We start from the raw sequence: 25888 nt of genomic DNA, 5'->3' as shown, positions 1-25888 counted from the left end.
ATGGCATTCTCATAAAAGTTAATAAATCATGACCTTCCGGCGTACCGTCCTCGCTCAAGAAATGGCCAAGCAGTTGCTGCAGCCTTCATTTCTTGACACCTCTTTGCGCTCTGGGCTGTTTCTGTCAGGGCAACGGCGGGTGGGTAAAACCACATTTCTCGCCACCGACCTGATTCCTGCTTTGGAAGCTTTGGGCGCTATCGTCATCTATGTCGACTTGTGGAGCCAGCCGCAAGCCAATCCGGCAGACCTAGTGCATGGTGCTATTCGCAAGTCTCTGGAGGAGTTGCAAACCCCCGGTTCCGGAATCCTTCAGAAACTCAGACGGGTCTCTAGCGTCGAGGCAGGCGTTGCCGGGTTCAAATTTGGATTCAAGCTCGCGGACGTTGGCAAGGAGGGCGGCGTCAGCCTTGCCCATGTCTTTACGGAGCTTGTCGACCAGGCCAAAACCAATGTGGTGCTCATCGTTGACGAGGTGCAGCACGCGCTGGGCAGTGCCGAGGGCGACAACATGCTCCACGCGCTCAAGGCCACCCGTGACGCCATCAACACGCGGCCGGCAACCTCCGGCTACTTTCTGTTTGTTGGAACAGGGTCGCATCGCGCGCGCGTTCAGGAACTCTCGCTCAAGGGCAACCAGGCGTTCAACGGCGCGGTAACGCACGAGTTTCCGGTGCTCGGGCGAGACTTCATCGAATACGTTCTTGAGCAGGTGGGGCCTCTGCTGGGTGGCAAAACTCCCTCGGTGACCGTCACGCAAGAGGCGTTCAAGACAATGGGAAGCCGGCCCGAAGAATTGATGAAAGCCCTTAATGTCCTGCGTAGCCTGCCTGAAGGAGCAAATCCTGATGAGCATTTGCCCACCATTGCCCAAGCGCTTGGCGCGGCCGCGGCTGACGTGGAGCTTCAAAAGATAGAAGCCCTAGGGCCTCTGGCAGAAGCCGTGTTTTCACGCATTTGCAATATTGGCGGAAACGTCAAGGGCGGATTTACGGCGGACGCTCTGAAGGAGTACTCGGCTCAAATAGGCCGCGAAGTCACTGCCCAGGAAGTCCAGGGCGTCATCGGCCTGATGACTGCGGCCAACTTGCTCATGCGCGTGAGCCATGGGCGCTATGGGGTGACGGACAGCTTTGTCGAGAAAGCGTGGGTGACTCGATTGCAGACCGACAGCCTCTTGCGGCCTGGCGCGCCCCCGGACAACGGCGCCACGAGTTGACCTCAAGCATCCGTGGCAATGCTCAACTGGAAAAATCTCGCTCAGTGCACCCCTTACCTAATGTCGCCGCCCGAGCATGGCCACAGCCCCGACGCAGACCTCAATAAAAACAAGTTTTAAAGGGAAACCTCACATGACACCAAAAACAATCAAGGCAGCTGCGGTTGTCGCCGTCGTAGCCGTCGCAGGCTACTGGTACTGGTCTCCATTCTTGGCAATTCGCCAGCTGCAGTCCGCAGCCCAGGCGAAAGATGCCGACGCCTTCAACGAGCGCGTTGATTACCCCAAACTGCGCGAGAGCCTCAAAGGCCAACTCTCAGCAGTCATGGGCGAACAAATGGCCAAGACACAGGATGCGGACAATCCTTTTGCTGCGCTGGGCTCGATTCTGGGCCTGGCTATGGTGGACCGTTTCGTTGATGCCATGGTCCGCCCCGAGACGGTGATGCGCGCCATGCAGGATGGCCAAATGTCTCCAGCAGCCGCCAAGCCGAGCGATGCCCCGGCGGCGCCCACCCGTAATCCGTACAGTCAGGCCCCAGCCGAAGCCCGGGAGGACAACAAACCAAAGTGGACGTATGAACGCAAGGGCGTGGACAAGCTCATCGCCTATGCAACCGACCCCCAAAAGCCAGGCGCACAGAACTCGGAAAAGCTGGGTGTCGTATTTGAGCGCAGTGGCTTTGTGAACTGGAAGCTGACAGAAGTCAGGCTGCCCGCGATGGAAAAGTAGATTTCCCCGGAATGGATAAAGCCGAGACCTATAGAAAAAAACAATAAAGAGAGCCATGCCAACCCCGTCCAATGTCCACACCGAACGCGTCTTCGAAAACGAGCTTTGCGAGCACCTGACCGCCAATGGCTGGTCCGTGCGAACCCACCTGCAGGACGCAAAGTCCTACAGCCGGGAGCTGGCTCTCTTCCCCGAAGACCTGATTGCCTTTGTCCAGGAAACGCAGCTGGGCCAAGTTCAAGCAGTGGCACAACGGGCAGTCCGAGGCGATGTTTACCAAGCGCGTGGCCGACCAGCTCAACAAGCATGGCACGCTGCATCTGTTGCGCCACGGGTTCAAGGACTCGGGCAGCAACGGCACGACCAAGTTCTTCCTGTGCCAGTTCCGCCCGGCGCACAAGAAAAACATGCAGCTGTGGGAGCTGTATGAAAAGAACCGCATGACGGCCATTCGCCAGCTGCATTACTCGCTGAACAACGAAAAAAGCTTTGACATGGTGCTGTTCGTCAACGGCTTGCCGGTGGCTACTACCGAGCTCAAGACCGACATGACGCAGTCCATCAAGGACGCTATCGACCAATACAAAAAGGACCGGCTGCCGCGCGACCTCAAGTCCAAAGAGCTGGAACCCCTGCTGCAGTTCAAGACCCGGGCCCTGGTGCACTTTGCGGTGTCGACCGACGAGGTCTTCATGGCCACCAAACTTGATGGCGACAAAACGTATTTTCTGCCGTTCAACCTGGGCAGGCCTGACGGAGCTGGCGGCGCTGGCGCCGGCAATCCCCCCGCGTCCAAGGAACACGGCTACCCGACCTGGTACCTGTGGAAGCTGGTCTGGTCGCGCGATGTCTGGCTCGACATCCTGGGGAACTTCCTGCACATCGAGGTGAAGGAAATGCAGGACAAGGCGGGCAAGAAGGTCACGAAGGAATCCCTGATTTTCCCGCGCTTTCACCAGCTCGACGCCGTGTTGCGCCTGGTTCGCGGCGCCGGTGACGAAGGGGTCGGGCAGGTCTACCTGATTCAGCACTCTGCCGGCTCGGGCAAGTCCAACACCATCGCCTGGACGGCACATCGGCTGGCCAACCTGCACAGTGCCCAAGACAACAAGGTGTTTGACACGGTCATCGTCATCACGGACCGCCGGGTCCTGGACCGCCAGCTGCAGGAAACAATTTCGCAGTTCGAGCACAAGGCCGGCGCCGTTCAAAAAATTGACCAGAACTCCGAGCAGCTGGCCAAGGCCCTCAATGACGGCGTGCCGGTCATCATCACCACGCTGCAGAAATTCCAGTTCATCCTGCAAAAGGTCCAGGGCCTCAAGGACAAGAAGTTCGCGCTCATCGTGGATGAGGCTCATTCCAGCCAATCCGGTTCTGCCGCCCAGAAGCTGCGCCGGGCTCTGACGACAGACACCAAGAAGGTCGTGACCGTTGAGCTGGACGGCGCTGAGGTGGACGTCGATGTGGATGTGGAAATCGACCCGGAAGACGTGACCTCCGAGGACATCATCAACCAGGTGATGCTGTCACGCCAGCGCCCGGCCAATGTGAGCTACTTCGCATTCACGGCCACGCCCAAGTCCAAAACGCTCGAACTGTTCGGCCGGCCAGGCACCGACGGGCTGCCCGTGCCGTTTCACGTGTACTCCATGCGCCAGGCCATCTTCATCCTGGACGTGCTCAAGCGGTACATGTCGTACAAAACGTTCTACAAGCTGGGCTCAACGGCGGCCGAGAAGATGGTGCCGCAGATGAAGGCCAAGAAGACCCTGGGTCGGTTTGCCGTCCTGCACGCTTACAACATCGCCCAAAAGATTGTGGTCATCGTGGAGCACTTTCGCGAGTTCATCGCGCCCAAGCTGGGCGGCCACGCCAAGGCCATGGTGGTGACCGACAGCCGACTCGCTGCGGTGCGCTACAAGCTCGCCATGGACAAGTACCTCAAGGAAATGGGCTACGACAAGGAAATGAAAGCGCTGGTGGCCTTTTCCGGGGAGGTGCAGGACCCCGAGTCGGGGACGGATGATTTCAGCGAGCGCAGTATGAATGTCGGCATCAAAGGCCAGGAGCCCTCCGACGCCTTCAAGGAGGAGGTTTACCGCGTGCTGCTGGTGGCCAACAAGTACCAGACCGGGTTCGACCAGCCGCTGCTGCAGGCGATGTACGTTGACAAGCGCCTGTCGGGCGTCATGGCCGTGCAGACCCTGTCCCGGCTCAACCGCATGGCCCCGGGCAAGGAAGACCCGTTCGTGCTGGACTTCGTGAACAAGCCCGAAGAAATCCTGGCCAGCTTCAAGCCGTATTTCCGCACGGCCGAGGTGGAGGACGTCACGGACCCCAACATCGTGCACGAGCTTCAGGTCAAGCTGGACAAGGCCAAGGTGTACTTCCCTAACGAAATTGAGCAATATGCCAAAGCCTTTTTCGACCTCAAGTGCAAGCAGGCGAGCCTGATGTATATCCTGAAACCGGCCAAGGACCGGTTCTACGACCTCGAGGACGAAGACGCCGAGCAGTTCCGCAAGGACTTGGGCACCTTCTTGCGGTTGTACGACTTCCTGTCGCAAATCATTCCCTACGGGGACGCGGACCTAGAAAAGCTCTACAGCTTTGGCAAGGGCTTGATGCCGATGGTGGCGGCCAGGAATTCAGGCTCCAGCATTCTGGAACTGGACTCCGATGTGCAGCTCACCCATTACCGCATCCAGAAGCTGGGCGAGCAAACGCTCGACCTGGCCACGGGCGAACTCGTCAAGCTCAAACCAGCGTCCGACGCGGGCAGCGGAACGACCCAGACTGACGAGGAAAAGAAGCTGGCCGAAATCGTCGACAAGATGAACGATTTGTTCTCGGGCGAGCTGACCGAGGCCGACCTGGTGGGCTACGTCACGACCATCAAAGGCAAGCTGCTCGAGAGCGAAACGCTGGCAGAGCAGGCCGAGAGCAATACCGAGCAGCAGTTCGGCATGGGCGACTTCAAGGACATCATGATGGACATCATCATTGACGGCCAGGAGAGCCACAACAAGATTGCCGGTCAGCTGCTCCAGGACGACCGGACCTTTGCCATCATGCAGGGAATGCTGGCAAAGATGGTGTTTGATGGATTCAAGCGGGCTGCAGCACAGCGCCTGACCGTTTAATGATGGCCTTAGCTTCCCTCGAAGCGGCTGTGGCCCTGCTTTCCAGTACAAAGCGCAGGTCATGAACGACCGCGCTTTGCCCTTGGCAAATGAGGCCTTGCAGCAAATGCTGCCCACCTGTGAATTGCTTGACTTAGGTCGGCAGCAGCGAAACCTGCTGCTTTTACGCCCCCTCTTTCAGCTCGAACTCAACAAACTTCGGATTGGTGACGAGGCATCCGGCGACAAAGGACTTTTCCAAGCCGTTGACACCCACTATTTGGTGCTCTCTGCGCTTGATTTCATGATGGAGGGAACGACCGTCAACATGGGAAGCACCCAGCAAGAAGTGCTCAGCCATTTGTCAGCGGTGGCGCAGGTTATGAAGCCTGAGTTGACTGCGCAGCAAGCCACCCGGGTCGCCGAGGTGGTTCTGGATACCTTGGATAACAAGGCTCAGTCTTATCGTGAGTTCCAATTCGAACACTTCGACGCTGAGCATCACACGCACCGAACCTTGCGTTTTCGGCTGGTGGCCTACCAGCCTGACCTGGAAGACATTTACCGCTACAAGCCGACGTCCGAGGGCTACCTGGTTTACCTCGGCATGCTCGACTTAGCACCGGAGGATTCGCAAGAACTGATGGAGAAAATGCTGGACCTTCTGGTCAAGCGGGGGCGCTTCGAAGCTGCCCTGGAGATTGCCCGGCGTGCGCGCAAGCTCTCCCTCGAATACCGGCAGCTTATCCGGGACCGCTTGATGCAGGCTTACCGCGCGCCTGGCTCCGTGAACTGGACCAAGGACATGGCAGGAAAACTGACCGCAGCCCGTGGCCATGTTGCAGGACGCCAGGCCGAGGACCAGCGGATGGAGGAAGCCGTGCGGGAGGCGCTCCAGGCCTCCGATGAGCTGAAAACCCGCCAGGATTTGTCTCAACTGCTCAAGACGCTGCAAAGCGCGAGTCTCATCCGCTCAAACCTGGTCAATGACATCACGGTCGCGCCCGACAAGTTCCTCTTATCGCAGAGGTCGTTGTTTCGGGCCCGACGGCCCTCCGGCCTGCCTGATTTGGAAGACAGGCTGCTCCCCCAGCTCATCAGCCTGCCTGCCAACGTGCTGGTGGCCAATGCCGACAACTGCATCAGCGGCCTGTATCCGGCTTCATGGGCAAAGGTCTATGACCTCAACAACGTATTTGCGCTGCTTTTGGAACGCAGGGCAGATGAGTCTGTGCCGGACGAGGACGACGGAGAAATTACGCCCTTCGAGCCCCAAAAGGACCAGTTCGCACCGGAGGTTATCAGCCAGGTCGAACAGTGGCTCAAGCGGCAGTTCGCCACTGGCTCAACGTTCCGCATCGACCAACTCCTGGGCATGGCCGAGGCGCAGGGGCTGGAAAGCCAGCTCCGCCGCTGCATGGTGCTGATGCTGTTTCGAAGCTTTGCCCAGTCCGAGACCCTCTTTCCGGGCATGAAGTCTGATGCTGCCGGCCGGTTCCAGATGGATATTGCGCAGGGAACAAACCTCGAGTTCTCGCCGCTTCAAGAAAACAAGCCAGAACAACCATGACAACCCTACAAGCCTCTACGCGCAACGCCGCACGCCTGGTCTACAAAGCCCTCCAAACTTCCGTGTCGCCCGTCAACGACCTTCAGTACCGGGAGCTCCTGGACCTGTACCGTGCCGACCCCAAGTTTGCCGACGCCGTGCAGGAAGTGGCCGAAGGACTCGAGCTCGTCGTTCTCGACTTCAGCGAGCGGGGGCTCATCGTCGTGCCCACCTCCCGAGAAAGCAAATTTTCCGTACGGATGGCTGACATCCGCACAAACCTCAAGGCGGACCAGAAAGCGGGCCTGCTCCTGGCCCATGTGGCCATCGCCGCGGTTTTTTACCCCACCACGGATGGGCTGGACGACGACAACTACATTCCGCCACCGGCGAACCTCGCTCAATTCCGGGACGTGCTGTTTGCGCTGGCCCGCCGGCTTAAAGATGCGGGCGGCAATGTACAGGACGTGCCGCTCGAACTGGCGCCGGGCTGGGAATTGATTTGCGCCATGCCAACGGCAGTGCCAGCAAGCCAGAGGGCCTCCGCCAGCTCGTTGACCGGGTTGATTGGTCTGGCCTTGTCGCATATGGTGTCGGGAGGGCTTGTTCGCATCGACCGGGATTCGTCTGACGAAGAACTTATCACCTACACCGCAACGCACCGGCTTCGTGTGCAATTGCGCGAACTCACGCTGCGCCGCCTTTTTGAACTGGCCCAGACCAGCAGCACCACCGCCGGGAGCGCCTGACATGCAAAAAATCACTCGAATCTACGTTGGCAACTACGGCATTGACATGGCGTGGTACGACGGCATCACTTTTGACCTCACCGACCCGGATGACGGGAACCCGACGGACACCATCATCAATCTGGAAAACGGGGGCGGCAAGACGACGTTGCTGAGCTTCATCTTTTCCTGCTTTGAGACCAGCCAGGAACGATTCCTCAAGCATATCCAGAACAAGAACCACCGGTTCAGCCAATACTTCGCCAAGGACGGACTGCCAGGAATCGTGCTCATCGAGTGGCACATGCCTGCGCGGGTGGCGGGAGGCGCGCCTTATCGCCTCGTGACGGGTCAAGCCGTGGCAGTCAGGACCAATGCCGAGCGGGACGAGGTCGACCGCGTGTTTTTCTCCTTTGAAGCAAGCCAGGGCCTTACTTTCGAGACGGTCCCGGCGCCCAAGCTTTGCTTCGCCCCGGTCACCAACATGAACGAGTTCAGCCGGTGGATGCATGAGTCGCATAAAACGTCGCCTGATTTCTTTCATACCCGTACCCAGAGCGACTGGCAAAAGCACCTTTGCGACGAGCGGCTCATTGACGTCGAGATGCTGCAGCTGCAGGTGAACTTTTCAGCGCAGGAAGGCGGCATCGACACCGGATTTTTGACCTTCACCTCGGAGCCGGAGTTCATCCGCAAGTTCTTCGACCTGACCCTGGACCCTGAACGCTCCGCGGCCGTCCGGCTGGCAGTCGTCAATACCTGCGACAAGCTCAGTCGCAAGCCCCATTTCCAGCAGTGCCTGACCGAGCTGACCAAGCTGCGCGACAACCTGACCCACTTCGACGAGGTGGCGGGTTCCTTCGCCACCGCCCGCGTGTCCCAGGACGAGGCTGTCCGCCGAGGCTCCGGGCTGGCCTTAAGCCTGGACACGAGAAACCGTGACCGAACGAAGACAGCTGCCGACGAAGCGACTCGGGCGACAGACCAGGAACTTCTGTCCAACAAGTCGAGCGAAACGGCAAGCAGGCGTGCCGATGACGTCCTGGTCCTGACGGCCTTGCAATACCTTCGGCGCAAGGAGCAAGCCGAGGCGGCAAAGAAACAAGCCGATGACCTCTTGAGCAACGCGCGCAACAAACTCGTCCACGTGAGGGCCGCCCAAGCCCGCGGTGAGCTCGATGCCCTGGACGCGCAACTGGCGCAGCTTGAATCTTTGTCCGCGGTAGCCCAAGAGCAGCTCGAGCCTTGGCGCGACAACGCTGAGAAGCAAGGTGCTCTGCTACGCCGCGCGCTGTACGTGGGAGAACAAAAACTGCAAAAATCCGCAGCGGGAGAAGCCTCGCTAGAGGTGGCCGCCCAGCAAACCCAAATTGCCCTCAGCAAGGACCTGGCTACGCTGACCAAGGACGAGCAGCGTCTCTTTCAAGAGCAGGCGAAACTGAATGCAGTCGAAAATGCGTACACCGCAACAAAGGCGCAGCTCATCCGCGATGGGCAGTTGGAGCCAGAAGAGGAGTCCACCGCGGCAGCCGCCCGGTATGCCAGCACGGAGACTGCCAAGCGTGCCCGCGAACAGGAACTCATAGGGCGGGCCAAGGAATTTCGCACCCTGGAATCGGCGTCCAGAGCCAAAAGCAAAAATGAGGCAGCAGAAGCCGCGCGCCTCAAAGCGGGAATTGGTCCGCTTGAGCGGTTCATCGCCGACGCAGAAGTTGAGCGCGAGCAGTTGTCCCAGCTTCCCATCCTTCGACAGGCGGCTGAAGCAGAGACAGCCGACCCGGTCTCCGCCGCACTGCTGCCCGCCCTGGACCGGCTGGTTCATGGAAGTGAAAGCGAGGTGGCCCAGTGCGAGGTGCATCTTGCCGCGCTGCGGTCGAGCAAGGCCGCCATCGTTGAGACCGGGGTATCCGGGGCGTCGCGAGACGTCAATGAGGTGGTGTCTCGCCTGCGAGAGCTTGGGGTCAAGTCCGCAGCCCCCTTCAATACCTACCTTGCCCGGGCTCTGCCCGACGCTGACAAGGCGCGCGCCCTCGTGGCCAGCAACCCTGCGCGATTTTTGGGCGTGTGCGTTGCCTCCGCCGAGCTTGACAAAGCACGAAGTGTCCTCAGCCAGTCCCTTCAACTGGTAGCGCCGGTCATGGTGTCGAGTACGGCGCTGGAGTCTGACCCGGTGGAAGAAAACCGGTTCGTCCTGCCAGCCGCCGATGACGCGGCATTCAACTATGCAGCCGCCACAGAGCACTTGACCCACCTTGACGCACGCCTCAACGCGGAAGAGCAGCGGCGCGAGGTGTATGCCGGGCGTCAGCGTGCAGCGCTGGCCGCCAAGCAGCGCCTACAGGCCTACGGTGCGCGTTTTGGGGGCGGCGCTGTCAGTCGCGCGGGCATTGATGTGGCTCGCCTGGAAGCCGAGAGCCACGCGGCTTCGGGACGTGCTCAAGAGGCCGAGACACTCGCCAATACCTCCCAAGCAAAGGCGGAGGCCGCAAGAAAGGAGGCAGACAAGTGCTCCAAGGCAGCCGACCGTGCGCAGAACGACGGGCGTGTCATCGAGCGGTTTGCCAGGGACCACGAAGCTGGCTGCGCGGAGCGTCTGGCTCGCCTGGACTGTCTGCTGGTAGAAATTGCCGCCAAGGGCGACCTCCGAGACCGCATATCCACTGAACTGAGCGACAGCGCCGAAGCGGAAAAGGCAGCATACCGCCGCAAGCTTGAGCACCAGACCGAAGCAGCTCACCTTGGCGCTGAGCGCGGAGCCCTCAAACACTACAGCAAGAGTTTTTCGGCCGAGCAGCACCTCGCAGAGCATCCGCAGGAGTTGGCTGTCCTGCGAGTCTTGTACAGCGACGCGGAGAAAACCTACGACGCCGAGGCCGAGACCCGGCTGGGCATCGTGCATGAACGGCAAAACTCGGCACGGGAAGACCGAGCGAGCAAGGGCCAGGCGTTCACGAACGCGTTCCCCGGCGTTAAGGCTGGCGACATCACTCCCTACCTCACCGCGAACTTCGCCGTTTTGCTGCCCCAGGCCGAGCATGAAGTAAAACAAAGCGATGACACGTCCCGCTCGGCAGACCGCCAGTGTGCTGTTGCTGTTAACGACCATTCCCGCTATATCAAAGCCAACAAAACCAACTCTGCCGCCAGTGCTGAGATGCTGGCGCTGAACGATGACGCGCTCCACGAAGCTATCCAGACGTCAACGCAGGACCAAATCCAGTCTGCGGCGACAGCCCTGGCGGCAAAATTAGAAGCAGGCCGTTGCCGAGACCGTGCCCGCCAAGCTCGGGCAGACGCAACGCAGGCCCTGAACACCGCCAGCGCGCTGCGGGCGTCGCTCTCGCTGCCTGAACTGCTGGATGCTGAGCCCGAGATACTGCTTGAGGACATCGCCGACCAGGCAAACCGGGTCATTGCCAACTTCCAGTCGAAAGCCAAGTCGGTCGAAAGCGCCCGAAAGAAGGCCTATAAAGCGTTCGAGGACCTCAAGGGCACAGCCTCGACGCCGGCGCTTCAAAAAGTCGAACCCGATATCGCCAACCAGCTTTTGCGCAACGACTTCGACGCCGCCTGCGCAGACAGCACCCGGCTGCTGGAGGGCATTGAAGACCGCATTGGCACGACCCAGTCCAGCCTGGACGGAATGACCTCCGACTTCGAGAATTGTGTGGGCGAGCTGTCCAACCTTACCAATGGCGCCATCACCTTGCTCAACTCGGCCACGACCAACAAAAAGGTGCCCGTGGGTGCGCCCTATGTTGGCGGCAAGGCGATTCTCAAGATGCGCGCCCGCTTTCACGAGCTCGGCCAGGACGTTCGCCGGCAGCACCTGCGCAACTACCTTGACTCCTTGATTGGCAACAACGCCGTTCCAGCCAAAGGCCCGGAGCTGGTGGCAGAAGCGCTGCTGCGCATCCACGGCAAGCCTCTGGGCATGCAGATGCTGAAGATGGTTCCAGACGAAAACCTTCAGTACGTAGCGGTTGACAAGATTCAGAACTCGGGCGGTGAAGGGGTGGTGATGGCCATGTTCCTGTACATGGTCATCAACCAGCTTCGCTCCGAGACCCAGGCCAAGCTCAAGAAGGCCGGCGGCGGCCCGCTCATTTTGGACAACCCGTTTGCCAAGGCCACCACCCCGACGCTCTGGAAGGCTCAGCGCATGCTGGCCGAGTCGATGGACGTGCAGCTTATTTTCGCCACCGCCCTGCCGGACTACAACACCGTGGGCGAGTTTGGCCGATTTGTCCGGTTGCGCAAAGCGGGCAAAAACACCAAGACAGGGCGCTGGCACCTGGAGGCCGTTGACTTCAAACTCAGCCCGCAGGCCGAGGCGTTGGCGGCATGAGCGAAGCATTTCTTCATCTCCTTCGAGGTTCCTCCCGCAAACGAGTGCCCCTGCTTGACGTCAAGCGGGCATTCTTTGAAGCCCACCCCGAGGCCTTGACCAGCCCGTCGCGGCACGAGCATCTGCTATCAGCGCTGCGCGGACTGGAATCCTCCTGCTCGGTTCAACTTCCTGCCGCCGGAAGTTGGGAAAGGGTGGGAAATCCGCCCTTGCCAAACTGGGTCCAGCTTGTCCGGGACGAGCCGGCTCAACCCAGCCCGGATTACTCACAAGTTCCTTGGGTTCCGGAACTCGGGTTCTGGACGGAATTGAAACCCTCTGCACTTGAGGCTGCCAAGGCAGTCAATGATTTTTTATTACACCGTCGAAAAAACCTGTTGTTGGCACCCATCAAGGAGCGCTCCCTGGAAATTTTTGGCGACGAAAAGCGGCTGGATACCTTGGAAACGGGGGGCCGGCTGTTTGCAGGCAGGCTGCCGCTCTCGGCTATTGGCGCCTTCAAAGTGCCCTTACCCTTGCCCTATCGCATGGCGGAAGCGCCCGGGATGCCCGTGCTTGTGGTGGAGAACCACAACAGTTACTGGAGTTTTGGCGAGTGGAATCAGACCGCCAAACGCTACTCCGCAGTGGTCTACGGTAGCGGAGAAGCTTTTCGCAGTACGGGTGCCGCGCTGGGTCAGGTTCTTCGCGAGGTGCAAGGGGTGGGCGCGGAGTACCTGGGTGACCTGGACCCCAAGGGCGTGCGCATTCCTCATGAGTTCAATAATGCGTCTGCGATGACCGACCCCAAGGTTCGACCCGCGGTTGACTGGTACCGATGGCTGCTGCAAAACGGCCGAAAACGAGAAAAGCCGGAATGCACGACTGCCGACAAGGCGCACGCGTTAGCTTGGCTGGGTGCCGGCACCGGCATGGGGGAGGAACTCGCTGCCGTTTGGAGAGCAGGGCTGTGGATTCCACAAGAGGCGTTGGGGTATGAGCAGTTGGCGGTCCTAACCGCATGACCGGCCGCATTGTCGGGCAACGTGCCATCGCCTCATCGAGCGCGTCGCGGGTGCGGGATTGATGGCGCGCAGGCCCATCTTAAGTTTGGACCAGCTCGGCTCGATGGGCGAGTAGTAGGGCGAATACGGTGGTAGACACATCAAGGCAGCGCCCTTGGCTTGGATGGCGCTGCGGATGTCGTCCACCTTGTGCGCAGCCAGGAAAGTCCATCACCACCACGTCGCCTGGCTCGAGCGTGGGCGCCAAGACCTGGCTGACATAGGCACGAAACACCGCGCCATCAATGGTGCCCTCCAAGGTCATCACCGCTTCGAGCCCAGCACGGTCAAGTTGCGGCCACAGTTATTCGGCACCACGTCATGCACGCGCTGGCCGTGCCGCGCGCGCCCTTAGCAGCGTGTCATCGCCAAGTTGACGCCCGATTCGTCCACAAACTTCAACCGCTTCGGGATATGCCCGGCAGTGTCTCTCCAGTATTGATGGCGTGCCTAACGTACCTACGCAGTGTCGCGTTCGGAGGCTTATACGGTCTTTTTTATTTCGCCGCAGGTTCAGGCGTTGCAGCGCCCGACATCTTTGATGACATCTTGCTTGGACACTCGGTTTTTCAAAAATATTCATTGCATTAAGTTATCTTGAAAACCGCTCTATTGGCACTTCAGATGCGACAAGGCGAGCGCACTTTTTGTTCGCGTTGTATCTAAGCGCCACGAACGAAAGAGCTTTGGTATTACGTAGTTAGTGTTGGCGCTCAAAAGTGCAAGTCCACCTTCACGCAGGTTTTCATTCGGTCACTCGACAAAGTCACATTTAAGCAACTTTTAATCGCCACTGTGGGTCGTGCAACCCAGCTGGTGTTTTTTTGCAAGTCAGGTTTTCCGCCATCACGGGTAGAAGTGAGGGCTTGACTAAGAACCTGGTCACCAGAATCAACAAATCTCCAGTTCAAACAACTAAATTTTCAGGATTTTTTTAGTTCTCCAGCGGTGCATCGCTCAACTCTCCGGGTCGGGGCTCATCTCTATTCACCTCTTGGCACCATGTCTCAGGAGTGCTGGATGTGGGTTTTCAGTAAAAACATGTCTATCTAAATATTATTGCGTTTTTAAATTCGAGCGACTGAAGTGTCATGACTCACTAATATTTTTAAAAGTAGTAAAAAAACAACAATATAAATTAAAAGTTCAAAATATTTTTAAATGCTTAGAGGTAGGCATGGGTATCGACTTTAGATAAGTTAATACTAAAAAAAGAAAATTTTAGAATTAATTTATTTGGCAGTTTTTCCGTCCCGAATATTGACGATTTGTTAGGTAACGCATCGTTCTAGATGAGATTTTGTTAACCTAAATTATAGGAATAGAAATTGTTTTAAACAGAAGCTGGCAGTAGTTTTTAAATATAAATCGAGCGTTTCTATAAATGCTAAACAAAAAATTACTTGCAAAGTCTGACGTTGCAGGTGAGGAAAAATCTGGCAATAATTAAAAACCGCATCAGTTTCGGGAACTGAAGCGCAGCAACAATTTTGTTGTTGAGCGACGGAATTTTATTAACAGTCAGGAGTGAGTTTTGATGAGAGATGAATTTAACGAGACAGCGGTTGTAATGGAGTCTGGTTGCTCAAGATTTCAATTTAACCTTGATGGCAATGGCGCAAAATTGAATGTTTTTTCCAAAAATCCGTCTTTGAGTGAGATAGATTTATATAGAAAAAATGAAGTCCAATTTGCATTGTTCGTGCATAACGAGGTCGCATATTATTTGACAAAATTCGGTAAGGAAGAATGGGTTGAATGTCCATTTCATGCGTCGATTAATTCTGTTAAGTCAAGAGGTATCCCTGTTGGGTTTGTCGCAGGAAAACATAACTTGTCTGTTGCTGTTGTTTTGTGTGATGAGTACAAAGCACAGAAATTTGGGGGCAGATTTGTAACGTTGAGCAAAAAAATGTCCGAAATGCTTATTGATATTGCATTAATGCAATTGAATAAAGCTATCTCCCTCCGGGAGTACGAGCTTCGTATCGAACGTACTTTTACGAAGTACTCTGCGTCTGAGATGGCTGCAATGGCCGTCGTCAAGTGCATTGGCGGGAAGGACGATGAGGATACAGGTGAGGAGGGGGTAACGCCGAACGCCCAGGAAAATATTAGTAAAAAATATCCAGATGTGAAAGCTTTTTCACATATTTCACTGCACAGCGGGCATGTCTGTACTCAGCCTTGGATTGATATCAGTCAACAGTCAATGAGGGCTTGTCGAGGTTTGATTGTTGATTCAAGAGAAACAGGATGGACGCGAATGATTTTGGATAAAAAAATATACCCTGTTTATATCCATCTCGATGGCAGTAATCTTTTAGGTAAGCTTTATTTGCCATCTAAAAACATCAAATCTGACCATCCGGCTGTGGTGTTTGCTGTAGCTGCTGTCGCCGAAAACGGTGAGCAGCCGTGGAGAAAATTACATGAATGGAGCGGCCAATTGGCACTTACAAATCCAGACTGTAAGCCCACAGTACCTTGGGTAGCTGCAATGCCAATGCCTCCGCACGATATGGGCATGCCGTCGTTGCTTGAGTATTTGGAACTGATGACTTGGGTAGGCGATTTTGAACGCGTGATGGCATTTGCATTTTCGAGCTATTTTTATTCAAAAGATAATATCTGATGTCAGCTTTAAATTGTGAATTTTGATAAATTGCAATGATTATTAATAGCAGGATTAAATGATGAATAAACGAAGAAATAATTTTAATATACTTTCTCCATCGGAAGACCAAGTGCAAAGAGTAAGTAATTTTCTTGATGGCCTAGGTAAGAATATTAATGCTCAAGGACCAATTGCATACAAGAGGATGGTATTTCAGATTACCATTGACATTATTAGCATTGATAATCTTAAAGAAGTCAATTCAAATAAAAATCCTCTGACAGATATTTTTCATATGGCCAGTTTTGATTATAAAAATTGTGCGGAAGAATTTGCGATTGATTTGATTGATTCAGTGTTCTTTGTTGAAAGAATTAAATTAAATAAGGGTAGGAATTTGTATGAGATTTTTTTTAAAAATCAGAGTAAGTTGGTACTGGAAGACATTGCTCGCTGCACATTAATTCTCGATGAATTAGCCGATGAAAAACTTGGAAAATATGAAGGATGGAAAATTAAAAGGATTGGCAATCACGATTGGAGAAATTATATTTAGTTATTGTTTAATATTTTTCTTGCCTTCTTAATTTTTAGAAACCTAATTTGGTAGTTGCTGATAATTTATCAACTCTATTTCTTTGGACGGGTTATTCATCGAATAAAAGGTTAATATGAAATTGATTTATTTAAATATAGATAAAGATTTTGAGTTTGGAGGAATGCATGGTTGTGCTTTTGAATTCTCAAGACCTTACTTGAAAACGTACTTGGAACAACATGAAAACATTGCAGATGGTTTAACTGGTGGTCGTGTAGCGGGTTTGGCTTGTGCAAGACTTGAGTGGATTCTTCAAATGACTCGAGAACGTATTAGCAACATGTTTTCCTTGGAGGACATCAAGATTCTCATTGAATACAACAAGGAGGGCATCTTTATGCCTCAACATTTTTCTTCAATTCCTGAATTTCTTTGTGATACACATGGAATAGATTTTGATGAATACCAGTCTAGTTACCTTAAAGATTTAGTTGACAAATTGTGTTGTCTGGATGACATGCAATTTTTCGCTCTCGGGGATGTACTAGAGCAAACCTGGCGCCATGGTATGACGGACGAAACCAATCCAGGAGAATTTTTGCAAACGCTCGGAATCGAATTGGTCTGAATTGACTTGCAACTGTTGACGAACTGACGAACTGACGAACTGACTAATGGCATTTCAATGATGCAAGCCCTCTTGAAAACGGGGGCTTGCACTGGAAATGCAGGATTGCATTTTGAATGAGTTTGACAATCAAAATTAATCTGGTCAGGCAGAGCTGTTGGGGTATGTTATTGCGAAGTACGAGGCAGCATGCAAAGCGAACCTGTGCTGGTTTGGCGCTAATTTTTTAACCAAATAATTGAATGTATTCAACCGATTCGAGCTGCTGCATACCATTTTTTAATTAATACACTTGAATTTATCAAATGAATATTACTCAAATTAAACGTCCCACGTTGCATCTCAAGCAACGCTTAAACCCTGAAACTATGAAGGTATTAAAGAATGATGAAATATCGCCAGCTGTACCGGCTTCCAATGGCGACCTAGTTTTGATTCGTGGTCTGCCGGGCAGCGGTAAAAGCAACATGGCCAGCATCCTGGCCATGATTGGATACAAACATTTTGAGGCTGGCATGTTTTTCGAAATCGGTGGAATATACCGATTTGACGGTGCCCGCCTCAAGGATGCCCATGCTTGGTGCCAGCACATGGCACGTCAGGCTTTGGCTCGTGGTGACAACGTTGTTGTCAGCAATACCTTCACCACCCGATGGGAAATGGAGCCGTATTTTTCAATGACGACAAGAACAGTTCGAGTTATCGAAGCGAAGGGGCAATTGGGAAATGTGCATGGCGCTCCACCAGAAACTGTGGAAAGAATGGCATTGCGGTGGGAATCGATGCCGAAATGTATGAGGTCAACTACCATCCCTCTCTCATATGAGCGGATGTAGAGAAGGCGAGCCCTGGAGCTCTCCTGGCTGGTGGATGCCAATGCGGGGCGGGTGAAGGCCGGTTATGCCTTGCATGCATGGCCTGCGAACAAGAGAAATCTGTCGGCGAACTTGTGCTTTGATGGGAGGACTGACGCTCATGCGAGTGGGCGGCTAGTCCGGCTGTTGTGTGCTTATTGCTCCGGCCCTTTGAAGTCACTACTATTTTTTGCCGCCTACAGAGGGAAAAGGGAGTTGAAAATTTCAGACTTCATCGGGCCGGAGCAATAGGACCGGTTTGCGCCGTTGAAACTACGGAGCAAGCACAGAAGGGCAGTGGCAGATGCGATGGAAAGCAGGTCGTTTCGCCTTTCGAGACTAAAAGTTATGACGCAGTAATTGACGGCCGTAATTGCATGCGGAGGCTTAAAGATTTGTCGAAAAATGCTGTCATTGAAGGGGGCAACTTGATACACTGCTTGATACACAGAGCCGTGTAACAACCTCTTGAAACCCGCATGGATACTGGGGTGTGGTTATGGCCAGTGGCTCCCCATCAGCCACCCCAGATAATGCCTTTCAGCGCATACAAAGCCTGCTACTTAATCGGTAGCAGGCTTTTTTTTGGTGTCAGGCAGTCGTCATCACACTAACATCGCTAGATGGAAAAGAGAAGCGCTTTGGCTGGAAGAGGTGGGTTACCAATCGAGTGCAAGTCATTCATCCACCACACAATGTATCTCTGCAATTGTTGTGCTTACAAGTGTGAAATTTATCCATTCGTCGGGTGACTCTCGCATCTTCAAAAGAAAACAACTTCCGTGGCCTGTTAGTCCGGTACCACTAAAGGCATCGATTTTTGAAGAAAATTGAGTAGGCTGCCTTGTTTCTATCTGATAATTGCTGCACCGCAACATTTTTACAAAGGCCGCCACATGTTTACCAATACTTCTTTTGAGTCCATTGCAAAAACCATCAAGGAAAACTCGCAGAAGTTCAATCCTGCTGCCTCCCAGGAAGCATTCAAGCCTGTGATGGATCAACTCAAGGCCTGGGGTGATCTGGCTCAGAAACAAGCGCAAGTTGCTCAGGCCGCTGTGGCTGAAACTGTTGAGTCTTTCAAAACCATCAAGGAGCCGCAAGCAGCATTTGAGGCCATGAAAGCTTCGGCAGAAAACAGCATTGCGTTGGCGACACAGAATCTGAAGGAAGTGACTGCCTTGGGTTTTGCGCAATTCCACACCAGCGTTGACGCCCTGCAAAAAGCTCATCCAGCGCCGGAAGCTTTTGCGAGTGTTGGAAAGGGTCTGAAAGATGCGGCTTCCACCATGGAAAACGCACTGGAATCAGCAATGAAAAATGGTGCAACGGCAGTAAAAGCCGCCACCAAGAAGTCTCGCGCTTCCTGAAGAGGCAACTGCCCCCACAAACATTGACTTCAATATTTGGTTGAAGGCCCTGATGCTTTAACCTGACGCTCTTCCATTGAAAACACCCAGGCCATGGGCTGGGTTCTTCAACTGGAAGAAAAAAATCTGGCGGTGCCTTTAGTCCTCCGGTTTATCGGTAAGCCAAGGTAACCGAGTCGAGGACCATCCAGGCCGGTCCAAGAGTTTGTGATGGAACGGACTACAAGAACACGAAATTTTCTCTGCAGATAAAGCAAAAATTTTGCGAAACAGCAGTTTTTCAACTATTGGTTTGCAAGCACTACCGTGCATTGATTGTTTGACACGAGTGTCTGGTACCAGGCTGTGTTGCGTATCGCAAACATAGGAAACCAATAACTGTCACATGAGCAGATTGCATTCATGTAGAACGAACAATCCTTTCACTGCGCACATGGCAAAAGGCTGGAAAATCTAAAGAAGACACTTAATGCGGGTCCGATAAACGAGAAAAATTCGGGTTTCCCCTGTTATTCGAATGCGTGTTGCGATGCCGCACAATCGATGCCATCAAATCGGATGCCGAGTTAGAAGGCGACAAGTGGTGCGGTTTGCAGGAGTCAACGTGGATAGCAATCCGGCATTGAATGGTTTGGAGCGGTTTATGACCGCACAGGATCGCGTCTATACAGCGGTCTGTGAAGAACTGGCGGCAGGAAACAAGACTGGCCACTGGATGTGGTTTGTCTTTCCTCAATTGAAGGCCCTTGGCCGAAGCAGCATCGCCAGACACTTCGGCATCGAATCAAGGAAGGAAGCGCTGGCCTATTGGCAGCACTCTGTCCTTGGAAGGCGTCTTAAGGAATGTACCGAACTTGTTCTTGCTGTCGACGACAAAACGGCCCATGAGATTTTCGGATCCCCGGATGACCTTAAATTCAGGTCGTGCATGACGCTTTTTGCACAGGTCGCACCGGATGAAAAAGTTTTCAGGTGGGCCTTGCAACGCTTTTCTGGCGTCCAGTCTGATGAAAACACACTCAGATTGCTTGACATGGTAGGTTGAATGCCGATGCTTGGCCACGGCAAAGCCCTTTGGCTGTGCAGCATCGACATGTCCACGGAATCTGCGCTTCAATTTCTGTCGCCAAAAAGATCCTTCCTGGAAGGCTTCACAGCAACCTCGGCTTTCAACTGATCACCTGGACAGGGCTGCATGAAGTCCATGGTCTGTTCCACCGGTGCCGTGAGCCAGTCCCGATAAGCACCGTCGGGCAAGACCACCACCATTCTTTTTTCATCGTCGGGCTTGTGGTAATGCTTCATTAGCGGGTGAGCACTGGCATTGATGGTCAGCAGCGCATAGCTGTGCACCACTTCACCGGAGGGCGACTTCCAACGTGACCACAGTCCTGCCAGGCCGATCGGCTTGTCATCGGTGCGGCTGAAACGGGTCGGCACGGACTTGCCACTGCGCCAGTCCGGCTCATAAAAGGCGTCAACCGCAATGATGCAGCGCTGGCTTTGGCGCCACGCATCCCGAAAACTCGGCTTGCTGGCGGCAGTCTCGCTACGCGCGTTGTAGGTTCGTTTGCCGATAGCCGCGTCCTTGGCCCAGTGCGGAATCAGACCGAACTGGCCGGACAGGGCTTCGAATGCCGGCACGGCTTCATCGCTTGCGTCGGCTTCAGGCGGGCGGCGTATCAAACTGGCCATGTACAGGGGCCAGACGTCCGACCGGCCCGAATCGGCCGGTGGCTCGATATCAAAATGACGTCGGTAACGCTGTCGGTCCTGGACTGCTTCATAGTGGGCGCACATGTCGCTATGTTAATGGGGCATGCCACAACGTGAATGGCGAAATGCCGGGGCGGCGACTTGTCCCCGCCCCCTGTGGTTTAGCTTGTGGATAAGCGCAGGGACAAGTCCAGAAAGCGGCGCCAGTTCTGGGCTGGCGGGCAGCGCTTAAAAAACAGGCGGATGCGTTAGAAAGTGCATAAGAGAGCCGCATGGACGATTTATCAAGCGCTGGCCACGTTGATGCCGCTACGTGTTCCGATAAGAAAATTTTTTGATCAAATCGGCACTCTCCGCTTTCCTGTTATATCTTTGTTGCTATAAATAATGAAGTGTTTAATTTTTTGCGACTGACCTATCCTTGCCCCACAATCGCATGCAGTCTGACCGAAATCAGGCAGCCGACTAGACAAGAAAGTGACTTGCATGCGTTTCATCCATACTGCCGACCTGCACATCGACAGCCCCCTTCGTGGGCTGAGCCGCTATGAAGGCGCACCGCTGGAGCGGCTTCGTGGTGCCACGCGCCGCGCGCTGGAGCGCCTGGTAGATATGGCGCTCGATGAGCGGGTCGATTTTGTGCTCATTGCTGGCGATTTGTACGACCGGGACTGGCAGGATTTCCATACCGGCCTGTTCGTGCGCGAACAGATGGTCCGCCTGGGCCGCCATGGCATTCGTGTGTTCATCGTGCAGGGCAACCACGATGCCCGTGGCGTGATCACGCGACAGATTCCGTGGCCTGACAATGTCAAGGTATTTTCCAGCCGCGCCGCAGAAACCGTGTGTCTGGAGGCTCTGGGCGTGGCCATTCACGGGCACAGCTTTCCGGACCGTGAGGTGCCCGAAGACCTCGTACCCGGCTACCCCTCAGCGTTACCGGGCTATTTCAACATTGGCCTGCTGCACACCAGCCTGACCGGCATTGGCGGACATGACACCTACGCGCCAACGACCTTGTCGAGCCTGAAATCCAGAGGCTACGACTATTGGGCGCTGGGACACATCCATGCGCGGCAGGTGATTTGCGAACAGCCCCGGGTGGTGTTTCCAGGCAATCTTCAGGGCCGCCATGCCCGTGAAACCGGCAGCAAGGGGTGCGAGCTGGTCACGGTCGAAGATGCCCAAATGACGACCCGCTTTATGCCGTTGGCGGTGGTTCGCTGGCACCAGATCGACATCGATTTGCAGCCCGTGAAAACCTTGGACGAATTGCCTTTACGGGTTGCGCAGGCGCTGGAAATTGCAGCATCTGAAGAGGTGGATGTGCTGCATGCGGTCCGGGTGGTGCTGTCCGGCGAAACCCACTTGCATGCGCTGGAAGCGCGCCAGCCCGGAACGCTGGCCGCAGCCGTCCAGGCCGCTGCACAGGATGTGTCTGGCGTGGAGGTCTGGATTGAGCAGGTCAAGCTCGATATGCGTTCGCCCCTGGACCGGTCGCGCGTCGAGCAGGGCGACGATGCGCTGGGTGAACTGGTGCGCTGGGTTGACTCGCTGGCAGCCGACCCGACGGGTCTGGAGAGTTTTTGCCGCGACGTGCTGGCCGAAGTGCTCGGCAAGGTGCCTGCAGAAGTACTCGCGGCCATGGCCCATGAGGCGGCCGATGCCGCCACGGAAATTCCCCGGCTGGACGATGGCGCTGCGCTGTTGGTCCTGTTGAAGGATGCAGAGGCCACCCTGCTGGCGCGACTGACGAGCCACGAAGTGATTTCATGAAAATCCGGAAATTTTTTCTCTCGGCGTTTGGTCCGTTCACCAATGCCGCACTGGACTTCTCAGGTGCCGCCAACCTGCACCTGGTCTATGGTGCCAACGAGGCGGGCAAGTCTTCGGCTCTGCGTGCCATGACCGATCTGCGCTATGGCATACCCCCGCGAAGCAAGGATGATTTTGTGCATGGCTTCCGGGACATGCTGCTGGCCGGATGTTTCGAGGACGCGGCCGGCGGTGATGTAGGCTTGGCGCGTCGCAAGGGCAACAAGGATCCCCTGACCAGCGCTGATCCGTTAACTGGCATGCCTGCCACGGGTCCTGCGGTTTCCCCCGAGGTGCTGCTGGCGCTGACCGGCGGGGTGGCGCGCGAGCAGTTCGACACCATGTATGGCTTGAACTCACTGCATCTGCGCAAGGGCGGACAGATGCTGATACAGGGCGAAGGCGAACTGGGCGCAGCGCTTTTCGAGGCCAGCACCGGTTCGGCCGGGATCAAGCTCATGCTCCAGACGCTGCAGGCCGATGCGAAGAAATACTTCGTTCCCAAAGGCCAGCTACCCATCCTCAATGAAGCCGCGCGGCAACTTGAAGAGGCCCGGCAGCGCTACCGGCACGCCGTGACCAAGCCCGACCAGTGGAAGGCGCTCAAGCGCGTCCATGACGAGGCGAAAGCACAACTTTTGAACGCAAGGGAACAACTGGCCGGCCAGCGCCGGCGGCTTGAGGAACTGACCGAACTGCGGGCGGTTGAACCCTTGCTTCGCGAACTGGACATGGCCGAAAGCCAGTGGACCGCGATACAAAGTCACGTGTCCCTGCCAGCCGACGCCCGGGACTGCAGGCTTGCCGCGCTCCAGCACCAGACGCTGTCGCAAAGCGCGCTGCTCGAAGCCGATGAAGCGATTGCACAATGCCGGCATTTGCTGCTGGCATTGGCAATCGAGCCCCTGCTGCTCACCCGTGCTGCGGCCATCGACCGCCTGGAGGCTGACGTGTCCCTGGTGCGGCGCGAGCGCGATGTCCGCCTCAAGCTGCAGGCCGCAACCGAGGACGAAGGCCGGCAGTTGATGCTGCGGGCGCAGCAGATGCAGACCTGCCGCCAGGGAGTTGACAGCCTGGAAGAATTTTTCAGGCAAGCGCCGTCGGCAGCCGACCAGGCCGAGCTGCTGCGCACGCTGGAAACGTTTCAGGCACTGAGCATCGAGTTACAGCATGTCCAGGTGCGGCTGGCCGCTGACAGTTGCAAACTGGCGCAACTTCGGCGCGAGGAAATTCCCGAGCCGGCAGCGGATTTGCGACAGGCCCTGGTGTCGGCGCTGGAGCAGGCCAGGTCGCTGGGCGATGCGCAGCAGCGGTTGCTGGGACTGCAGGCCGGGCTGGACACGGAACAGCGCAAGCTGAACGGGTCACTGCGCGACATGGGGCTGCAGTTGCCCGTGCAACTGACCCTCACGGGCTGGCTGGCCGTTGCCGAAATCGATGCCTGGGAACACGAACGAAGCGAACTGCTCAAGCAGGCAGCGCTCAACCAGAACCATACCGGGCAGTTGCAAACCGATCTGGCATTGCAGCATCGGCGCAGCAAGCGCCTGGCTGCCACCGGCGAGGTCGTAACGGCTGACACGTTGCGCCGGGCCAGGGAACTGCGGGAAGCGAGCTGGCAGGCCATACGGTCTGCATACATCAATTCTGATAAGGAAGCAGTCAAGCTTGCAAGTAACGACATGTTCGGCAACCCATTGCCGCTGCGTTTCGAGCAGACGCTGGCCGAAGCCGACCGGCAGGCCGACTTGTTGCGCGAGGGGGCGCAGCGAGCCGCCGAAGTGGCTGAATGCGGGCAGCGCATTGAAGAAATGATGCAGACGCTGGTCGTTTTGCAGACTCGAGAAGTCGAACACACCGACGCACTGGCGTCGCTGGACAGCGGCTGGCACCAAACCCTGTCGCGTCTGGGGATTCCCGCCAGCACGGCAGCCGGGGTACGGGAGTGGCTGATAGTCCGTCAAACGGCGCTAGACCAGCATGAGCGCCTTGCGCAGACCCGACTTTCCCATGACTGGCTGACGCAGCAGATGGCGGCATCCTTCCAGGGCTTGTCTGACGCCCTGCGCGCGCTGGGCCATGCACTCCCCGAAACATCGCTGCCACTGTCTGTGCTGGTCGCGCTGGGCACCGCCGCCGAGCGTGAACTGGTGACGGTCCAGGCTGCGATGCAGCGCTGGCGTGTTGACCTGGACAGCCTGGGGCAGGGTCTTCAGGCCGATCAGGCCCGGGATGCCGAGCTGACCCGATGGATCCAGAACGCCCGCGTGGCTTTGGACCGGAACTGCTCCCGCCTGTCCCTGGAGCAGGATGCCGAAGCGCCCACCATCAAGGCGCGGCTTGCTGAACTCCATCATTGGGTCAATGACTACCAGTTGCATGTAGGCCACCAACAGCAACTCAAGCAAATGCAGGCGAGCGAAGAAGCTGCCACCCATGGGGCCATTGCATTGGGCCGGCTCTTGAAGGAGCCTGTCTGGGATCACCGGGATGCCTGGATCGACGAGATGGCCCGTCGGCTCTCGCGCTCCCGCGAGGCGGCTTTGGCAAAGGCCTCCCTGCTACGCAGGGAAGACGAGGAAACCGCCCGCCGGCAACGCGCGCTGTCAGGTCTTGAAGACGTCCATCAAATACTTCAAGAGCTTGTGGGCCAGGCAGGGGTGCGGCATGCCGACGAGTTGCCGGAGGCAGAAATTCGCTCGGGCCAGCTGCACGCGCTGCGCCTGCGCCTTCAGGGGCTCAAGGACCAACTCGCACGGACGTCGCGCAAGGACGCTTGCGCCCTGCGTCACGATCTGGCCAGTCTGGACAGCGTGGCCATAGAGCAGGAAAAACAGCTCTGTTCGGCGGCGATCCTGACGCTGGAGTCAGACGAAAAGACCGCTATCGACGCGGAGCAGGCCGCCCGTCTTGCATTGGCGCAGATCGACACGTCGGACGAAGCTGCCCAGGCCAAGGAAGAAATGGAAGCCGCCATCGCCCGCTACCGCGCTGGCGTACGGCCATGGGCGCGGCTCAAGCTGGCCGAAGCGCTGCTGGGCGAAGCCTTGCGCCGCCACCGCGAAAAGGCACAGGGTCCGGTGGTGGCCCTGGCAGGCGACTACTTCCGGCTCATGACGGCGGGGCGTTTTGTGCGGCTGGTGGTTGATGCCGACAGCGACACGCCGCTGCTGCTCGCCCAGCCCGCACAGGGCAAGGCCGTGGAGATTTCGGCCTTGAGCGAAGGAACGGCCGATCAGTTGTACTTATCCCTGCGATTGGCCGCGCTGGAAGTGCAGCGCAAACCCGGCCGGATGATGCCGCTGGTGCTCGACGATGTGTTCATGACCGCCGACGACGAGCGCGCCAGCCACATGTTCCGCGCACTGGCAAAATTTGCGGCTGCATCACAGGTGCTGGTGTTTACCCACCACCATCACCTGCTGGCGCTGGCGACCAGCGCTGTCGGGGAAAGTGAATTGCGGGTTCATCAGCTTGAAGCTGGCTTTGCGCGCGGCCAGTGAAGCAGGCGCGGGTGCTGAAGGTTGCCAAAGTAAAATTAAAAGAGATTTGTTGCCTCAGCGGACTAACTGCAAGCCCTGATAGCTATCATTTTTAACTTCAAA

The 25888-nt window shown here is 56.1% G+C and carries 17 protein-coding genes; 15 read left to right on the top strand and 2 right to left on the bottom strand.

Annotated elements, in window-relative coordinates:
- Positions 1-28 precede the first annotated feature (28 nt).
- The 7 genes from GZ092_RS14205 (at position 29) to GZ092_RS14175 (ending at position 12706) form a co-directional block, all read left to right on the top strand.
- A complete protein-coding gene (locus GZ092_RS14205; RefSeq protein WP_293637334.1) occupies positions 29-1219 on the top strand; it encodes an AAA family ATPase in 1191 nt (396 codons plus the stop codon).
- Between the two features lie 76 nt (positions 1220-1295).
- Positions 1296-1952 carry a DUF2939 domain-containing protein gene (locus GZ092_RS14200; RefSeq protein ID WP_293637332.1) on the top strand — a complete coding sequence of 219 codons (657 nt, stop codon included), beginning with the start codon at positions 1296-1298 and terminating at the stop codon, positions 1950-1952.
- A gap of 209 nt (positions 1953-2161) precedes the next feature.
- The gene (locus GZ092_RS14195; protein WP_293637330.1) at positions 2162-5098 is read left to right on the top strand and encodes a type I restriction endonuclease; all 2937 of its coding nucleotides are present in this window, start codon (positions 2162-2164) and stop codon (positions 5096-5098) included.
- Positions 5099-5159: 61 nt separating this feature from the next.
- Positions 5160-6647, top strand: coding sequence for a hypothetical protein (locus GZ092_RS14190; protein WP_293637328.1), 1488 nt, complete (start codon positions 5160-5162; stop codon positions 6645-6647).
- Positions 6644-7375, top strand: a complete 732-nt coding sequence (locus GZ092_RS14185) for a hypothetical protein (RefSeq protein WP_293637326.1) — start codon at positions 6644-6646, stop codon at positions 7373-7375. The genes GZ092_RS14190 and GZ092_RS14185 overlap by 4 nt, the downstream gene beginning before the upstream one ends.
- Position 7376: 1 nt before the next feature.
- Positions 7377-11702: a hypothetical protein gene (locus GZ092_RS14180; protein ID WP_293637324.1), complete on the top strand. Its 4326-nt coding sequence runs from the start codon at positions 7377-7379 to the stop codon at positions 11700-11702.
- On the top strand, positions 11699-12706 hold the full coding sequence (locus tag GZ092_RS14175) for a Wadjet anti-phage system protein JetD domain-containing protein (RefSeq protein WP_293637322.1): 1008 nt from the start codon (positions 11699-11701) through the stop codon (positions 12704-12706). Before GZ092_RS14180 ends, GZ092_RS14175 begins: the two co-directional genes overlap by 4 nt.
- Here the strand turns inward: GZ092_RS14175 and GZ092_RS21255 are convergent.
- Positions 12695-12892: a transposase gene (locus GZ092_RS21255; RefSeq protein ID WP_363254521.1), complete on the bottom strand. Its 198-nt coding sequence runs from the start codon at positions 12890-12892 to the stop codon at positions 12695-12697. The two genes, GZ092_RS14175 and GZ092_RS21255, sit on opposite strands and share 12 nt — an antisense overlap.
- Before the next feature lie 1390 nt (positions 12893-14282).
- Between GZ092_RS21255 and GZ092_RS14170 the strand changes: the two genes are divergently transcribed.
- From GZ092_RS14170 to GZ092_RS14145, 6 genes are all read left to right on the top strand, one after another.
- Complete coding sequence (locus GZ092_RS14170) at positions 14283-15380, top strand: hypothetical protein (RefSeq protein ID WP_293637320.1); 1098 nt, start codon at positions 14283-14285, stop codon at positions 15378-15380.
- Positions 15381-15441: 61 nt separating this feature from the next.
- Positions 15442-15918, top strand: a complete 477-nt coding sequence (locus GZ092_RS14165; protein WP_293637318.1) for a ribonuclease E inhibitor RraB — start codon at positions 15442-15444, stop codon at positions 15916-15918.
- A 115-nt stretch (positions 15919-16033) separates the two neighbouring features.
- Positions 16034-16528: a hypothetical protein gene (locus GZ092_RS14160; RefSeq protein WP_293637316.1), complete on the top strand. Its 495-nt coding sequence runs from the start codon at positions 16034-16036 to the stop codon at positions 16526-16528.
- Between the two features lie 305 nt (positions 16529-16833).
- Positions 16834-17364 carry an AAA family ATPase gene (locus GZ092_RS14155; protein ID WP_293637315.1) on the top strand — a complete coding sequence of 177 codons (531 nt, stop codon included), beginning with the start codon at positions 16834-16836 and terminating at the stop codon, positions 17362-17364.
- 914 nt (positions 17365-18278) lie between these two features.
- Entirely contained in the window at positions 18279-18752 is a 474-nt protein-coding gene (locus GZ092_RS14150; protein WP_293637314.1) for a hypothetical protein, read from the top strand.
- 604 nt (positions 18753-19356) lie between these two features.
- Positions 19357-19797, top strand: a complete 441-nt coding sequence (locus tag GZ092_RS14145) for a DUF1810 domain-containing protein (protein ID WP_293637313.1) — start codon at positions 19357-19359, stop codon at positions 19795-19797.
- A gap of 68 nt (positions 19798-19865) precedes the next feature.
- Here the strand turns inward: GZ092_RS14145 and GZ092_RS14140 are convergent, their stop codons facing one another.
- Positions 19866-20552, bottom strand: coding sequence for an SOS response-associated peptidase (locus tag GZ092_RS14140; protein ID WP_293637312.1), 687 nt, complete (start codon positions 20550-20552; stop codon positions 19866-19868).
- A gap of 402 nt (positions 20553-20954) precedes the next feature.
- Here GZ092_RS14140 and GZ092_RS14135 point away from each other — a divergent pair, with 402 nt between their 5' ends.
- Together GZ092_RS14135 and GZ092_RS14130 are read left to right on the top strand one after the other, a co-directional pair.
- On the top strand, positions 20955-22244 hold the full coding sequence (locus tag GZ092_RS14135; protein WP_293637310.1) for a DNA repair exonuclease: 1290 nt from the start codon (positions 20955-20957) through the stop codon (positions 22242-22244).
- A complete protein-coding gene (locus tag GZ092_RS14130; RefSeq protein ID WP_293637308.1) occupies positions 22241-25786 on the top strand; it encodes a YhaN family protein in 3546 nt (1181 codons plus the stop codon). Before GZ092_RS14135 ends, GZ092_RS14130 begins: the two co-directional genes overlap by 4 nt.
- The last annotated feature ends 102 nt before the right edge of the window (positions 25787-25888 follow it).

Origin of the sequence: Polaromonas sp., assembly GCF_010365105.1 — a bacterium.
Lineage (GTDB): Bacteria > Pseudomonadota > Gammaproteobacteria > Burkholderiales > Burkholderiaceae_C > Polaromonas.
Note: the sequence above shows the minus strand (reverse complement) of the source record. Positions and strands in the feature narration are given on the sequence as shown.